General features: G+C 45.0%; 13 protein-coding genes and 1 pseudogene. 4 read left to right on the forward strand and 10 right to left on the reverse strand.

The features are described 5' to 3' along the window. Window positions 1-71 precede the first annotated feature (71 nt). The gene (locus tag A3738_RS10390) at window positions 72-1,577 is read right to left on the reverse strand and encodes an AbgT family transporter (protein WP_068477971.1); all 1,506 of its coding nucleotides are present in this window, start codon (window positions 1,575-1,577) and stop codon (window positions 72-74) included. Between the two features lie 174 nt (window positions 1,578-1,751). Further along, a complete protein-coding gene (locus A3738_RS10395) occupies window positions 1,752-3,515 on the reverse strand; it encodes an ABC transporter transmembrane domain-containing protein (RefSeq protein ID WP_068477968.1) in 1,764 nt (587 codons plus the stop codon). Between the two features lie 445 nt (window positions 3,516-3,960). Here A3738_RS10395 and A3738_RS10400 point away from each other — a divergent pair, with 445 nt between their 5' ends. From A3738_RS10400 to A3738_RS31935, 3 genes and pseudogenes are all read left to right on the forward strand, one after another. Next, window positions 3,961-4,440, forward strand: coding sequence for a helix-turn-helix domain-containing protein (locus A3738_RS10400; protein WP_068477966.1), 480 nt, complete (start codon window positions 3,961-3,963; stop codon window positions 4,438-4,440). Between the two features lie 134 nt (window positions 4,441-4,574). Next, window positions 4,575-5,498, forward strand: a pseudogene (locus A3738_RS31930) (MASE1 domain-containing protein); the annotation flags it as partial. Next, entirely contained in the window at window positions 5,487-6,062 is a 576-nt protein-coding gene (locus tag A3738_RS31935) for a GGDEF domain-containing protein (protein ID WP_231876612.1), read from the forward strand. The pseudogene A3738_RS31930 and the gene A3738_RS31935, both read left to right, overlap by 12 nt. On the opposite strand, the gene A3738_RS10415 is transcribed toward A3738_RS31935, so the two are convergent. The 6 genes from A3738_RS10415 to A3738_RS10440 all read right to left on the reverse strand — a co-directional run bounded on the left by A3738_RS10415 (window position 6,049) and on the right by A3738_RS10440 (window position 12,446). Next, the gene (locus A3738_RS10415) at window positions 6,049-7,017 is read right to left on the reverse strand and encodes a fatty acid desaturase family protein (protein WP_068477962.1); all 969 of its coding nucleotides are present in this window, start codon (window positions 7,015-7,017) and stop codon (window positions 6,049-6,051) included. The genes A3738_RS31935 and A3738_RS10415 overlap by 14 nt on opposite strands. 50 nt (window positions 7,018-7,067) lie before the next feature. Further along, complete coding sequence (panD, locus tag A3738_RS10420; RefSeq protein ID WP_068477961.1) at window positions 7,068-7,424, reverse strand: aspartate 1-decarboxylase; 357 nt, start codon at window positions 7,422-7,424, stop codon at window positions 7,068-7,070. Window positions 7,425-7,498: 74 nt separating this feature from the next. After that, on the reverse strand, window positions 7,499-7,834 hold the full coding sequence (locus A3738_RS10425; RefSeq protein ID WP_068477959.1) for a zinc ribbon domain-containing protein YjdM: 336 nt from the start codon (window positions 7,832-7,834) through the stop codon (window positions 7,499-7,501). A 134-nt stretch (window positions 7,835-7,968) separates the two neighbouring features. Beyond that, entirely contained in the window at window positions 7,969-10,131 is a 2,163-nt protein-coding gene (locus A3738_RS10430) for an acetyl-CoA hydrolase/transferase C-terminal domain-containing protein (protein ID WP_068477954.1), read from the reverse strand. Window positions 10,132-10,327: 196 nt separating this feature from the next. Then, window positions 10,328-10,672: a carboxymuconolactone decarboxylase family protein gene (locus A3738_RS10435; RefSeq protein ID WP_068477539.1), complete on the reverse strand. Its 345-nt coding sequence runs from the start codon at window positions 10,670-10,672 to the stop codon at window positions 10,328-10,330. Then, a complete protein-coding gene (locus tag A3738_RS10440; RefSeq protein ID WP_068477952.1) occupies window positions 10,638-12,446 on the reverse strand; it encodes a thiamine pyrophosphate-binding protein in 1,809 nt (602 codons plus the stop codon). The genes A3738_RS10435 and A3738_RS10440 overlap by 35 nt, the downstream gene beginning before the upstream one ends. Before the next feature lie 183 nt (window positions 12,447-12,629). On the opposite strand from A3738_RS10440, the gene A3738_RS10445 reads away from it, so the two are divergent. Further along, window positions 12,630-13,256, forward strand: a complete 627-nt coding sequence (locus A3738_RS10445) for a TetR/AcrR family transcriptional regulator (RefSeq protein WP_068477951.1) — start codon at window positions 12,630-12,632, stop codon at window positions 13,254-13,256. Between the two features lie 16 nt (window positions 13,257-13,272). On the opposite strand, the gene A3738_RS10450 is transcribed toward A3738_RS10445, so the two are convergent. Next, window positions 13,273-14,451, reverse strand: coding sequence for an FAD-binding oxidoreductase (locus tag A3738_RS10450; protein ID WP_068477944.1), 1,179 nt, complete (start codon window positions 14,449-14,451; stop codon window positions 13,273-13,275). Further along, the gene (locus A3738_RS10455) at window positions 14,444-16,027 is read right to left on the reverse strand and encodes an NAD(P)/FAD-dependent oxidoreductase (RefSeq protein WP_068477942.1); all 1,584 of its coding nucleotides are present in this window, start codon (window positions 16,025-16,027) and stop codon (window positions 14,444-14,446) included. Before A3738_RS10455 ends, A3738_RS10450 begins: the two co-directional genes overlap by 8 nt. Between the last annotated feature and the right edge of the window lie 70 nt (window positions 16,028-16,097).

Raw genomic sequence — 16,097 nt, forward strand, 5'->3', positions numbered from 1 at the left:
ACGATGCGAATCTTATAAAAAAGCCCCATTAACAGAATGCTAATGGGGCTTTTTTATAAGATTTTTATGGCTTATACACCAGGACCCAGCGGCCAACCCATGCTTAGCCACAAGCCCAATAAGCATCCCCAGCCAATCAATAAGATGATGCTGTAAGGCAACATCACCGCGGCGATATTACCAATACCAGCTTCTTTGTCATATTTCTGAGCAAAGGCCACCACTATCCCAAAGTACGGCATTAAAGGGGTGATAATGTTAGTCACGGAATCCCCCACACGATAAGCCACTTGCGTCATTTCTGGCGAAATTCCAGAAAGCATTAACATTGGAACAAAGACTGGCGCTAACAACGCCCATTTAGCCGATGCGCTACCAATCAACAAATTGATTGATGCTGTCATTACGATGAAGATCAGCAAAATAGACACAGGGCTAATGCTCAGAGTTTCAAGCCACGCAGCGCCTTTAATCGCTGTAATCATTCCAAGATTGGTCCAACCAAAGTAATTCACGAACTGCGCCGCGAAGAACATCAACACAACGTAGCCCGCCATTGTCGCCATAGTTGATTCCATTGCTTCGATCACGTCTTTGCTTGAAGAGAACTCTTTGACCGTATATCCAAAAATAGCTCCCGCTAAAGCGAAGTAGACAGAAATAATCACGACGATCCCGCCGATAAATGGAGAGACAACAATGCTTCCCGTCTCGGGGTGTCTAAGCGGCGCTGACTCGGGTAGTACAGCCAACAAAACAAGGCCTACAAACACCAAAGTAAACAGACCGACATTGCGTAAGCCTTTGCCATCGAGAGGCCCTGCTTGATCGACTTCAACATCTTCGACTTCTTCTTGGCTTTGTGATTTTTCGAGATAAGGCATCACAATTTTATTGGTCACAATTGTGCCCAAAATGCCGATCAAGAATGTTGAAGCAACCATGAAATAATAGTTCGCCGCAGGAGAGATAAAAGCTTCTTTATCCATTAATTGTGCGGCTTCGGTGGTAATACCTGACAACAATGCATCAATAGGGCCAATTAATAGATTCGCGCTAAAGCCTGCCGAAACGCCCGCAAATGCCGCCGCAATACCCGCTAATGGAGGGCGACCCGCTGCGTAGAACAGCGCACCGGCTAAAGGAATAAGTACAACGTAACCAGAGTCTGCTGCTAAAGAAGATAAAACACCTGCAACGACAACAATAAAAGTTAGCAAACTATCTGGTGCCGCTGAAACCAAACGTCTTAACAAAGTACCCAGTAAACCACTACGCTCAGCAATACCGATACCAAGCATCGCAACCAACACAACACCAACGGGCGCGAAGCTCGTAAAGTTCGTGACAGCCTTGGTTAATATGAGTCGAAGCCCTTCTCCCGATAGAAGACTTACTGCCTCGATCGTTTTGCCGGTCACAGGATTCTCAGCACTTACGCCAATCCAAGCCATGATGGCGGATAGCACAACGACAAATAAGGTCAGTAAAACAAATAGCCAAGTTGGGTGAGGCATTTTATTCCCTACCCGTTCGATGGCGTTTAGCATGCGAATCACTGGAGTAACTTCGCTCATTCGGACTTCCTCAAGCCTCCATTAGGCTTATGACTTGGTGAAAAGTTGACCAAATTAGCATAGTAGAAATGGCTAAATTTGATACAAATCAAGTCAGAAATGGCTAAATTTGATACAAATCAAGTCAGAAATGGCTTAGTGAATCGTGCGAGTGAACAATTGCAAATCGGGCGATTAGGCGTCCATAAACTGAAGCTTGGCCAAGCGCGAATATAGCTCTGAAGAGGCGAGTAATTGATCATGCGTGCCTTGTGCAACAATCTGGCCTTGATCAAAAACCAGTATCCGATCGACATGTTTAATCGTTGAAAGTCGGTGCGCAATAATTAAGGTCGTGCGATTTTCGGTTAACTCATCAATCGCTTGCTGAACGTGATATTCGCTTTCAGAATCAAGCGCACTTGTCGCCTCATCTAACAAAAGAATATCCGGATCTTTCAGTACGGCGCGCGCAATCGCAACACGCTGCTTTTGACCACCCGATAAGCGAGTGCCTTGCTCACCGAGATAGCTATCGTAGCCTTTAGGCAATGCTTCGATAAATTCATGCGCATGCGCAGCTAGGGCTGCGGCTTCTATATCTTTTTGAGAGGCATCCTCGTTGCCATACGCAATATTATGCTTAATCGTGGAAGAGAACATCACAGGCTGCTGCGAAACAATCCCTAGTCGCTTACGCAGCGCCTCAGTAGACACATCGTGAACAGATTGCCCAAATACTGACACGCAGCCTTCATTACTATCGTAAAAGCGCTGCAGCAACTCAAATATTGTTGATTTACCAGCACCAGATGGCCCAACTAGCGCCACGCGCTCCCCTTCTCGAATACTAAAGCTGACTTTATCTAAAGCTTTTACTTGAGGTCTAGCGGGGTATGAAAAAGTAACGCCATCAAATTGAATCACTGAAGCATTACTCGCCGGAAACATATCAGTACCCGACTGATAAGGAATAAGCGACTCCACAGACAGCAACTCCAAAAGGCGCTCTGTCGCACCAACGGCGCGTTGCAATTCACCATATACCTCGGAGATCGTCGCCACAGCACCGGCCATCATCAAGGCATAAAAAATAAAAGCTGCCAATTCACCACCGGTCATCTCACCGGCCAGCATGTCACTGCCGCCAACCCATATCAGAGAACTTATCGCTACAAACACCAGCAGTATCACTGTCGCAATCAGAAGCGCTCGCTGACGAATACGTTTTCGCGCGACGGAAAAAGCGAGTTCGACTTCTTTATCAAAGGCCGCACGCTCATAATTTTCACGCGTAAAACCCTGCACCGTTTTTATGTTGCGTACAATCTCACCTGCATAAGAGCCAACGTCTGCAATCGAATCTTGGCTAGCACGCGACAATTTTCGAACACGTCTGCCAAACATCAGAATAGGTAGCAAAACAAGTGGCACACCAACCAACACCAACAAGCTCAACTTCAAGTTGGTATAGAGCAACAGAATAAGTGAGCCAACAAAAGTGAGTGCGCTGCGCAGCGCCATCGAAAAAGAAGAGCCAATAATATTTTGCAGCAAACTGGTATCAGTCGTGAGACGAGACATGATCTCGCCACTACGATTCTCTTCAAAATAGGACGGATGTAATGATACTAAGTGTGAAAATACAGCAGATCGCAAATCTGCTGTCACGCGCTCCCCTAACCAAGAGACCAAATAAAATCGCGCATAGGTACCAACAGCCATCAATAGCGATAGCAAAAATACAAGCTGCACTGTATCGGACAAACCATCTAGAGAGTTAGCCACCAAGCCATCATCGACCAATAGGCGCACACCCTGCCCTATTGATAAGGTAATCGCTGCGGTAAAAATTAACGCGATACTGGCACCAACTAATGTCCACTTGTAGGGACGCATAAAGGCCCATAATTTAAGTAAGACACTCAATGACTTCTTCGGTGCTTTTTGGTTTGCCATATAAAAATTTGCTTAGAGACGATTAGGAAGAAAAGAATAGTACGAAGATAGTTGAAGGATGGGAACACAAATAAAAAAGCGGGCGCACTCAGGGTTGTATGTACGCCCGAACTACTGAACTCATAAACATCTAACCTTATAGCATCAATTCATCCATATCATGCTCATTGAGATCTAGATCCGATGCATTCAAGGTAAAGTCCTGATCAAAAAATCTCAAAATCAAACTAAATAAACTCATCGCAGCTACCTCATTTAATCAATAAGTTTCACTAACTTTGCGCAATGTAATATTGATACTGCGTCTACAACTGCAAGGCATAAGCCTTCATGTAGTTCCATATTGGAACCTTGACTCACAATATAGGTTCTAAAATGGAACTTTTCAACCTATAATTTACGAAATTGAACAATTAATACTCTGATTTCACTAAGAGAAGCATCTATGAAGTGGGAAGACATCGAATCGCAAAACTGTTCTATGGCTCGTGGTCTAGCTATTTTTGGCGACCGCTGGACGCTGCTAATTATTCGCGAGTGCTTCCGTCGAGTTAGGCGTTTTTCAGATTTTCAAAAGGCCTTAGGCATCACCAAACACCGCTTATCTGATCGACTTACAAGACTCGTTGATGAAGGCATACTCACCAAAGTTCCTTACGATGACTCTGCAAAGCGATTCGAATACCGTTTAACCGACAAAGGCTTAGAGCTCTATCCCATTCTGATGAGCGTTGCGCTCTGGGGAGATAAGTGGCTTTCAGACGAAGACGGAGCGCCCGTTATTTATCGACATAAATCATGCGGAGAGATCACTCAACCAAAATTTGTGTGCGATTGTTGTGGCGACGACATTCACGCAAGAGACATCGATGCGCTTGCAGGGCCAGGAGTGACCAAAAAACTAACCTCTAATATCAAGGCTTAAGGCTGATTATTTTTTAGACAAATGACCTAACTCAAGCAAAGCATGTTATTCACTTGAGCAATCAAAGGGGCACTGCTCCAATAGATTAGAAAGTTAGCAACAATTTAATTGATATAACTTTCGTGCTTAAAATAGTGACCAGTTCTCTGCAAGATGCTCATGCTTCTTCCGGCATAATTTCTAAAGCTTGGCTTCGAGACATTCGTTTATCCGAAGTTGTCGTCATCGCTACCATCTACGTTGTTTTTGCACGACTAGGACAAACATTCGCTATTGAGCCCTCCAATGTAACGCCCGTTTGGATACCTTCTGGCGTGCTGATGGCAGTAGCCTTACGATACGGCCCCCACATATGGCCAGGCGTTTTCTTAGGTGCGTTTTTAGGAAACATTTGGGCTTATTTTTCCACTAAATCATTCTCTACCATATTTAATGCGATTGCCTCTGCATCGATGAATGGTTTGGGCGATGTCATCAGCATTGTTGTGGCCGCGGAGTTAATAAGACATTTTGCAAGAAGCGAAGAAATCCTCGCCTCGCAACGCACACTTGCCTATTACTTATTCTACGGTGCGATACTCGGCCCATTTGCGAGCGCCCTGTTTGGTAGCTCTGGTTTATAGCTCTTCAACCACATAAGTAGCGAAACATATGCAGAAGTGTTGCTAACATGGTTTATGGGCGATAGCGTGGGCGTTTTAATATTTACGCCTTTCGTATTGTCTTGGTTATACGCAGAACCACGTTTCAATACTTCTTCAAAGCTTGCCCTGCTAGGGGCAACACTCTACAGCCTACTGCTAGCCGCACTGGTATTTGATGTGCTTCAAGTAAAATGGCTCTTAGATTATGGAATCCCTGCGTTAGTGCCATTTCTCGTTGCCATTTTGTTCCGCTATGGCCAGCGACTTATTTTTACAGTACAAGTTGCTGTACTTTCGCTGGCGGTCATCGCGACTTGCTCGGGTTCAGGGCCTTTTGTCGCGGCCACAACATGGGAAAGTCTCATTCAATTGCAGAGCTTTACTGCTGCCATTTCGATCATCTTGTTTCTAGTCGCCATTTTAAATTTAGAAAAAAGTTCAAACGAAGCCTATCTAGAGAAACGTACTAAAGAGCTTGAAGAGTTATACAGAAAAGATGCCCTAACCGGTCTTTGGAATCGCTATCGTATTGAAGAGTTTCTTCACCTTGAACTTGAGCGACTCAAACGCGATCACATGCCATTCGGGGTGCTTTTTATTGATATCGATGATTTTAAAATCATCAATGATACGCATGGTCATCTAGAAGGTGATCGTATTCTCTGCGAGTTATCAGAGCTGATATTGCACAACGTCAGAGAGATTGATGTTGCTGGTCGACGGGGTGGTGAAGAATTTATCATCATTTCAAGCAACACCAATCAAGACAATATCCGGGTTATTGCAAACAAACTCTTATCCGAGGTAAGAAAAAATGATTTCGGTTTACCCGAAAAAGTGACTATAAGTATTGGAGGAACGATTGGTCAGCATGATGACACTGAGTTGAGCATCATCAATAAGGCTGACCAAGCTTTGTATGAGTCAAAATACTGCGGAAAAAATACTGCGTCGTTTGAATTTACTAAGCCGCGCTAGCGATGCGAAGTATCTCTCGATACCCTCCCGTATCAACACAGGATTCTGGTTTGTCTTGATAAAAGCCACGCTCTTTCAAAACATGATGCAAGCGAGGTAAGTTGTAACTCGGCACGCTCGGCAAGAAATGATGCTCACAGTGGAAGTTCACAAAGTTAGGTGCAAAGAAAGCACGTTCCCACAAAGAAACAATTGTTGTACGCGTCGTATCACGAACATCGTCAGAGGCCAGTGCAGGCATGGCACCATGTTCTGCGATCTGACGGACACGAATAACAAACGGATAAAAGAAGATATAACCAACCCACCACATAAGATACAAAGCTGGATGGCCTAAAGCCGTAAACACAGCAATCCAGGAACCATGCAGCACAATTGCGTCGCGAAAATTGCGCAAAGCAACACCATCGCCTTTTTGAACGCTATCTTGATTGACCCCTAATGAAACGGCATTACCAGCACGATTAGGCATGACATAAAACAACACACCATAGAGCATTTTTAGTCCAGAAAAACCCGTAAAATCGCGCAATATTTTGCGACGTAAGCTACTCCCAGTTACTGGGTATTGTTTGATATTACCGACGTCTGGGTCGTCATCCGTACCCGTTTTGGAGTGGTGAATAAGATGGTAAGTGCGGTAAAACTCTAGGGGTACCAGCATGGTCATCCCCGCAAACCAATGCCCAAAGAAACGATTCATCCAAAGCTTGCTAAAGAAACCTTGGTGACCACACTCATGCATCAAGATGCCTAGGCCTAACTGGCGGCCGCCTAAAACAAATAAGGCAGCAAGTTTAAATAACCAATGAACCTCTGCTGCAAAGACTACAAAACAGGCAGCAATAACGGCCCAATTGACTGCAAACATCCAAAGCGCATGCAAGTCGTTCGCCTTGCGGAACTCTTTGAGTTCTTCGGAATTTAAAAACTGTTTGTAACTAAGCTTCGACATCTAAACACCCAATTCTTTTTGTTCTAGGTAAAGATGGCCCGCAGGGGCGCTTACTCTACGCTAGTAATCTGATTATCGTCATCAACAAATACAGCTTTTGGCTGATGCGCTGCACTCTCAGATGCATCGAGATAACAATAAGCGATGATGATAATCTTATCGTCAACTTGAGCAAGGCGTGCACATGCGCCATTCAAACAAATCTGGCCAGAACCTTCTTCGCCAAGGATCACATAGGTTTCAAAACGTGCGCCATTGTTAATGTTCACAACTTGCACTTTCTCATGCTCTTCAATGCCACTCGCTGCGAGCAATAAAGGGTCAATAGTGATACTACCAACATAATTTAAGTTGGCGTCGTTTACCGTGGCACGGTGAATTTTCGCTTTGAGTTTTTCAATCCACATTCTTCAATACTCCTTGGAAGACATTCTCGCTAGATAGTTATCTTTCTCTCGATATCTGATGTTATTAGAGGGGTTTAATTAGATTTTTTGACAAACTTCGACTTAAGCATCATCGGGCCTGCGCCCTCCACTTTGCAGTCAATATCATGGTCACCATCAACAAAACGCTTGATCGTGGCTTTGGTGCCCACCTTCAAGGTTGTTGAAGTACCTTTTACTTTGAGGTCTTTCACGAGCGTCACTTTATCGCCTTCAACGAGGTCATTACCGACGGCATCTTTCAGAACAGGAACATCGTCCACTTGATTGGGGTCCCACTCAAAACCGCATTCAGGACAAATCAGTAAAGATCGATCCTGATATACGTATTCAGACTGGCAACTCGGACAGTTAGGTAGTGTCTCTGACATCGTTTTGCGCCTTAGCGAGTTCGTTACGGCGCGCATAATGCCATGATTCTTTTGAATTGTGTATCCGTTCTCAACTAGCCATATCGGCTGTTCTGTTGGGTGAACAGCACAGCTCTACTGCAAATGTCAGAAAGCTAAGAAATTAAGCCAGCTTCAAGCAATTCATGAATAAGCAGTTTCTTTTCTACTTCTTCTTTCTTGCTACTAGTTTCTACTAAGGCCATACGTTCCAAGAAAGGCTTTGCTTGTTCTGAGTGATCGCCATCAGTAAAGGCTTTGAAGAGTGTTTTAAACATTTTCATTTTGTCGCTCTGAAGCGCTTTTAGCTGCTTCAAACAGGCGCCAATTTGAAGTTCTTGCTCCGTAAAATCAGTCCCCAGTGGAAATGCTGGGAACAAGCCGTTCAGACGATAATTCTCGATCACCTGATTGATTGACTCTGGTGTATTCGCCTGAAATTCTGCTGGTATCTGATAACTGGATTCGATCTTACCCGCTGCCTTTGCTTGTTCTAATAGACTTTCTTGAAAGCGTGAATCAGTAATATTCAGCATTGCCTTCATCACTTGAGCATCCGTTTTACCACGCAGATCTGCAACGCCATATTCGGTAATTACGATATCTCTCAAATGACGAGGAATTGTCGTGTGCCCATAATTGAAGACAATATTAGAACTCACTTCCCCTTTGCTCATTCGCGTTGCACGAATCAGCAATATCGAGCGTGCATCAGGCAAGGCGTGCGCCATTGAAACAAAGTTATATTGGCCGCCCACCCCAGAAACAATTTTGCCGTTATCTAATCCATCAGAAACGACCGCGCCATTAAGCGTGGCCATCAATCCCGTGTTGATGAAGCGCGCATGTTTGCGTTGTTCAACAACTAACTCTTCATTCACCATGAGCTGATTCACATGACCAACACCTGTCATGCAGATACTTAACAACTCATCTTGACTCATTTGATGCAGTGCTTCGTAAAAATCTTTCGGCCCAAGGAAGAAGCCGCCATGCATCACGATGCCTTGTTTTAATTGTCTACCTAAGCCTTCCGCTTTTAGCTGTGCAACCAATTCGGTGTCACGGACGCGCTCACCAATTGGCCTATCGTCTAGCGTGACTTGTCCATCACTCCAGTCGACACGCTCATTGAAAATACCAAACCTCTTGGCGCGGGAAACATCGCCCGCATGAATGATGTCGCCAAGGAATCCTACCTCAACCAAGGCATCGAGATGATCAGGTTTTAGATCTTCGGTCAAACGCCCTTCGTTAATAAGTTTTTGAATGTGAACGTCTTCGTATACTTTTCGCTTCAGAATGCCTTGCTGAATCAAATGCAAAAAGCCATTCACAAACATTTCACTCGAACCGTATAAGCCGGTTTTAAAGGGCGTCAGGTCACCAATTTTTTCAACAAGTTGGGCATAACCTGCAATACCTAACTCTGACAATACTTGCTGATATTTTTCAGTGTCGGTGTTACGCAACATACAAGCGTAAACAATCGCGTCACCTAACGAACCAATACCAATTTGCAACGTACCTCCATCTTTAATCAAGGTGCTCGCATGCATACCAACCGCGAAATCAACGGGCGTGACAGGCATATTCGGCGGCGAAAACAAAGGCGTGTAATAAGCTTCGTTATCGACGATAAAATCGAAATTCTGAGGCGCAATCAGCGCATCATTCAGCATGAAGGGAAGTTTCTGATTTATTTGCGCGACCAGCTTAATGTTGCGTCCTTTCGCTTTCTCTTGTTCGATAAGAGGTAGCAGGTCAACCGTCACATCGGTGTTGCTGCTTAGCGACAAATAAGGTTTGTCTTGATAAACGCCTTGCGATACCTGTTGCGCTAGTAAGTTCGCCCCCATATCAATCATATCGCGCGCAACGTGCGTGTAATTACTCGAAATATAATGCTGCTGCGCATAGTTATTCGCGAGCATGCTTCCGGACTTAAGAAAGAACTCGCAAATTTCGATATTGTCTGGAATCTTCTGGCGCTTCAGATCCTGCACGTAATCAAGCTCTACATACCCCCCAAACAAGCGCTCAAATACGGGTTCTAAGAACCGAGATTCTAAGCCAGCAGAAGGCTTAGGTCGCTCTAACGATAAAGCAGTAATAATACGAAGATTAATAGAGGAATCAGCTTTCGCTCTCGCATACAGCGCATTCACAAACTGCACAGGCTTTCCAATACCTAAGGGTATGCCCATCACGATATTGCTGTTTAATGAAGAAATCACATCGTCGACGCAGGCTTCGACCTGGTTATGATGTATTGGCATGGCTCGCTCCTCGATTTATTTTTCTTCGTCGTCATGACTCAAGTCATAGTACTGTATGCGAGGAGCATTTTTATAGTGTTGATACGTATCAAGCGACCCGAGAATTTACACACTCAGGGATGAGCAACTTTGCATTAGGCACTGTTTATCAGGTATTGCTTTAAGATATTAGCTATCAGGTCTTAAGTATTGGCTATTAGGCTTCATCGGTGAGTGAGTGCAACACAAGCATGGCGTCGATCGCGCGCGGAAATCCAATATAAATACTCGAGAGCATAATCACTTCGGTTAATTGTTCTTTACTAAAACCTTTGGCCAATGCCGACTCCAAATGACCTTGCAAACGCTCTGATCCCAAACTAATTAAAGCTGTAATCGCAACAACCTCTTTCAGCTGATCATCCAATACAGGGCGGTCATAGACTTTGCCCAAAGCAAAGTCGGAAATCATACCCACAAAGTCTGGCGCAAGTTCTTCAAGTTTTGCGATCACATCGCGACGATCTTCAGTTGAATGAAGGTTCTGATTTTGAGCTGTCATAATTCACTTCTTCTAATAGTTTTTGCGTGCGGCTATCTCGACCGATATAACGATTAAATTCTTCCATAAACGTTTCATCAAATACCTTCGTCGGTGTTGGATACAATCCGCATTTCACGTCAATCAGCACAGGCCCCGCTGCCTGCATAGCTTCGTCATACACAGCAGATAATTGATGCGGATCTGAGACAGATATGCCTTTTACGCCCAAAGATTGCGCAAACCCTGCCCAATCATGATCAACGATATCGGTTAAAGCGCCCGCCTCTTCCGTAAACCCTTCTGTCCGTAGTTTAGGGTTGCCATGCGCCTTATTGTTGAGCACCACAAATATCATACCGCGTAAGTTGTATCGCGCCGCTGTTTGAATTTCCATGCCTTGCATGAGCATACAACCATCTCCAACGACAGCAATGCATGGTTGATCTGGTCGAGCTATTTTCGCTCCGATACTTGCTGCAATTGCCCACCCCATCGCGCCTGAATATTTAATGATATTGAAGTACTGATGTGGGCGGATTATCTGCCAATGATGTGTCGCAAAAAAAGTATGCGCGCCATTATCAACAAATAACTGAGTGTTCTCAGGTGCGATCTTCGATAACTCCGCAATCGCACGCGCAGGATGCAAAGGAATAGCATTCGATGAGCGCGTCGCTTTGTCGTAGTAAGAAGGTAAAAGCTGCTTCTTCGCCTCTAGCCATGCTTCACGAGCATGCTTGTTGGCATCCAGTCGTTGAACAATCTGGGCAGAGCAATCACCACTGGCCATATAACGTAATGCCTGACATGCATCGGACACAATCGCATGATCAGCACGATAGGTTTTATTAAGGTGCCTAGCGTCAAGATCTATCTGAATCAAAGCGCGCTTTTCAGCTAAAGCTGAGGACCAATTCATGGTATTGATTTGTCCCAAGCGAGAACCGATCACGATCAAGCAATCAATCTCTTTGCTCAGTAAGGTTTCATTAGCAAGTGCCGAACCTGCCCAGCCAAAAACACCCATAGAAAGCGGATGATCTTCAGGGAAGTCGCCTTTCGCACTCATCGTCGTAGCGACGGGAATTGAATAATTTTCTGCAAAAGCTTGGAGCTGACTAAATGCGCCTGATTTGCGAACACCAGAACCTGCCAGAATCACAACATTTTTGCATCGCGAGATACAATGCATTGCCTGTGTTAATCCTGCTGTATCGCAGTCTGTTCCATCAGTGCTTTCAACACTCGATGCATTATAAGTGAAGGGCTTTTCTTCTAACTGAATATCAAGAGGTAAGGACAAATGCCCAACACCTTGTTTCTGCCCTTTTAGTACGGGCATCAAATTTCTAATATGACTATCGAGCGCATACACATCGACCACTTCTTCTTGAACATCACTCACGAGAGATAACAGCTGAGTGGTTTTTAAACCCATCGCGCCAGGGTCTTGAATCGATTGACGATTGCGCCAAACTAGGGGGGAGTCGCCCGTAATAGCAAGTACGGGTACTTGATCTGCTTGGCTAGCACTCAGCCCCGTGATCATGTTGCTCGCACCAGGACCCGAGATTCCCATACATATTGAAAAGCGTCCGGCTGACCGCGCGAACCCGTCTGCCATATAGGCAGCACCAGCCTCACTTGCACACACAACCGCTTCAATACCTTCTACATCCACAAGAGCTTCAGAGAAATTATCGACATATCCACCTGGAATCATGAACACATGCGAAGCACCTTCGTCGCGAAGTGCTTGAATGGTGTAATGGCTGAGCGTCACTTTTTTCATTTGTGTTTATTCTCGTGTTACGCGCTGAATGTTCGAAGCAGCACGAAAGCTTGTCGAACGAAACACGACGCTATCCGTTGCGACAATCGTTCTGCACTGCAAACATTTAACTCTGTATACGAACCTGATATGTTTGCGGCTCATTTTATTTTTTCAGTTCACAACGAATCATAAAGACAGCACGTGAGTAACGAAGTTCCACATAGCAACTCAAGCAATCCCAAAGCCAGCGAGAAAAATTATCATCATGGCGACCTTAAAACTGCGCTCGTCAACGCCGCTTTAGATCTGCTGACGACGCGAGGGGCAGAAGCACTGTCTTTGCGATCCTTAGCCAGCGAAGTGGGTGTCAGCCATATGGCCCCTTACGCACACTTCAAAAACAAGACTGAGTTATTTCAAGCGATCGCAGCATCAGGCTTTGAACAACTCCATGCGCGCATGGAGCAAGCCAATGTTGGCCAAGCTCCGTTAACGCTGATTCTCGATTACGGTACGCAATACATTGAGTACGCAATCAACAACCCTGCTCTTTACAAGTTAATGCTTAGCCAAACGCAAATCGCACCAGAAATGTCAGAAGATCTATCCAAGAGCAGCAAACGCCCTCATGCTCTGTTAGTCGATGCATTTTCAAAAGCACCTCAAACCAAAGTCAGCAACAGTGTCCGCGCCCAAGGCGCATGGGCTATGGTGCACGGACTGGCCACCCTATTAATCGATGGCCATTTGAGTATTCCTGACAAGATGAGCATTCGCGATTATCTCGCTGCTACATCGACACAAGTCCAGATCAAATCCCCGCTCTAAACCGTTCGCTATAAAACTAATACAAGATTTCAATATCTGAGGTTGGGAACGCTACGCACGAGTGCACCCAACCAAACGTTTCATCCGATTTTCTGAGCTTCGCTTCAGGCGGGTTAAATACTTCGCCTTCCACCAATTTCACACGGCATAAACTGCATTCACCTGAGCGACAAGCGTTCTCAACGAAATAACCGCTACGCTCAAGGCTATTTAATAAAGGTTCGCCAACTTGTGCTTTGAACTCACCTTTGCCTCGCACCTTCACGGTCACCATCTCTTCTTCACTCACCTCGGTTGGCCAGTTTTGAATCGAACTTGGGTTCTTTGGCGGGCCATTGCATTCAATTCGAATACGCTTATCAGCAACACCCAAAGCTTTAAGCTCCGATTTACAAAAATCATTAAACGGGGTTGGGCCACAGACATAAAACATGACCTCATCAACTCCGCTTACCACTTCATTGATAAGCTCGCCAGTTAGATATCCCGTTAACCCTTCATACCCTTCTTCTGGGCGTGAAATCACTTCCGTCACATGGAAATTTTCGTGCTTTTGAGCCAGCGCGCGAAAGGTATCCTGGAATATTACGTCCTCTGCAAAGCTATTGCCGTAAACCAAATAAAAATCAGCATCTACTCCACGGCTTAAGATGCTTTCGATCATTGCTCGCGCTGGCGCACCGCCCGAACCACCCGCTAAGAAAACAAGCTTTTTGCCATGTATAATTGGGTTGTAATAGAACGTTCCCATAGGGCTCGTCGCTGAAAATGTCTGACCCACTTCAACGTCATTGAGTAAGTAGTTAGTAACAAAACCACCTTTAACAATTTTTACGGTGAGGTCGTAGTAATCACGATGTGTCGGACAAGAAGAAATGGCATACGGGCGCGCAGTTTCGACACCATCGATGTTCACGAACAAATTAATATATTGCCCGGCCTGAAATGGAGGCAATGCCCCCCTAGCGCTGCGAACACGAAACGTTTTCGTCGATGGCGTTTCTTGAAAGATCTCGGTGACTTCTAGGTTCAAACGCCTTGGATGAAGCTTTGCAATCTCAGCAGTGTTTTTACCTTTATCTTCACTAAAATCTGAGCCTGTTTTCTCTCGCTGTGCGATTAACTCTCGACTCTCGACATAACCAACCAAGTTACTCAGTAATTGTTCTTTGTTATTAATATATTGGTTAGACATTTGCAGGCTCCTTCACATCTTGAGTCTGGGTTTGATCTTGCTCAGCTAAACGCTGTGCTTTTAGCTTTTTCAACACTGCTTTTGCAGTGGATTGGCCGACCATATACGTAGGTTGGAATCCACCCATGCCCTGCCAGCAGCCTGCCATGTGTAAACCTTCTACTTGATCATACCGAGGACGATGAATCTCGCCGTCTTCTGGGTTTTGAATGAAACCGTAAATAGAGCCGCCCGGAGTGTTCAAGTAACGCTGCATTGTCAGTGGCGTAGCGACTTCAATTTCTTCTATGTGAGAGCGAAAGCCCGGGAAGAATTCTTCTGCTTGCCCGATAAGGTGTTCCGCAAAGGCATACTTCGTATCGGCATAGTCGTCGACCGGAACGTCATCCCACACTTTCCCATACTGCAAACACAGCAAAGACACTTGGCTCTTACCCGGAGGAGCAAAGCTTGGGTCATCAACGTTATAACAGGTGAGCATAGTCGCCACAGGAGGCTTCGATGTCGCCATCGTTTCAACCATTAAATCCTCGTCCATGGTCGTCCCCATAAACGTCGAGGCGTTCTCGATGCCTAAGGTTTCTGGCGGGCAATCTAAGCCAATGTATAAGCAGAATGCTGAGGTACCGATTTCACGGGACTTGAAGTCTTGAGAGATACCTTCTGGTAACTCATCTGTATCCAGCAAATCGACAAAAGTTACGACCGAACTTGCGTTTGAAATCACTTGTTCGGTTTCGTATACGTCACCATGTTCAGTGTGAATAGCAATGACTTTGGGCTTGTCGCCCGATTTATCGGTAATAATTTGATCAACAGCCGCATTGAACTGAACTTCGCCGCCAGCTTCCAAGAACGATTCAAGCAAGGCATTTGAAAGCGCTTGTGAGCCACCTTTAATGTGCCATGGTTTAAATACGCCATAGGCATAAAGCATCATGGCGAGGTCAACAAAGTTAATGTTTCTTGGCGCTTGACCCAAATAACACCAGTAAGCAGCCAACAGAGTTTTTAATTGCTCGTCAGAAAAATGCTCATCCAAAACAGATTTAGCAGAACGCAAACCATGCTCCGCATAATGCTTACTGTTTTTCATAAGCATGTCTGCGCTATTCATCTTGAGCGCAGCTTTAAAACCCATAAAGCTCTCAAGAACAACACGCTCACAGAGCAACATGAAATCTTTGATACCTTGTTCTTCATTGGGGAAATTTTCGATGAGAACTTCTCGAATGCCTTTCCAACTAGCAGGCAAGGTAATATCGAACTCATCTTTAATCGTCATACGATAGAGGTGGTGCTCTTCAACAAACTCCACTTTGTCCATCACACCTAATTCGTTAAAAATCTTGCGCATGATGAAAGGATTTTTTTCTGTCCCTAAGCCGCTCAATTGATGCAAGGCAACTTCGAATTCAAAATCGCCTCGAACAAAAGAGGTCGCGCAACCGCCAGGAATATTGTGCCGTTCAAGCAGCAAAGTTTTCGCGCCACCTCGCGCCAGAGTTGCCGCAGCTGTCAGCCCGCCGTTCCCTGCTCCAATTACAACCGCATCATATTTTTCTAGGTTCGACATACGTATAGCCCATAATTAACACCTTATAATGCCGATAACTATACAACGTAAAGTTATACTATGTATACAA

It is taken from the genome of Oleiphilus sp. HI0066, assembly GCF_001635725.1.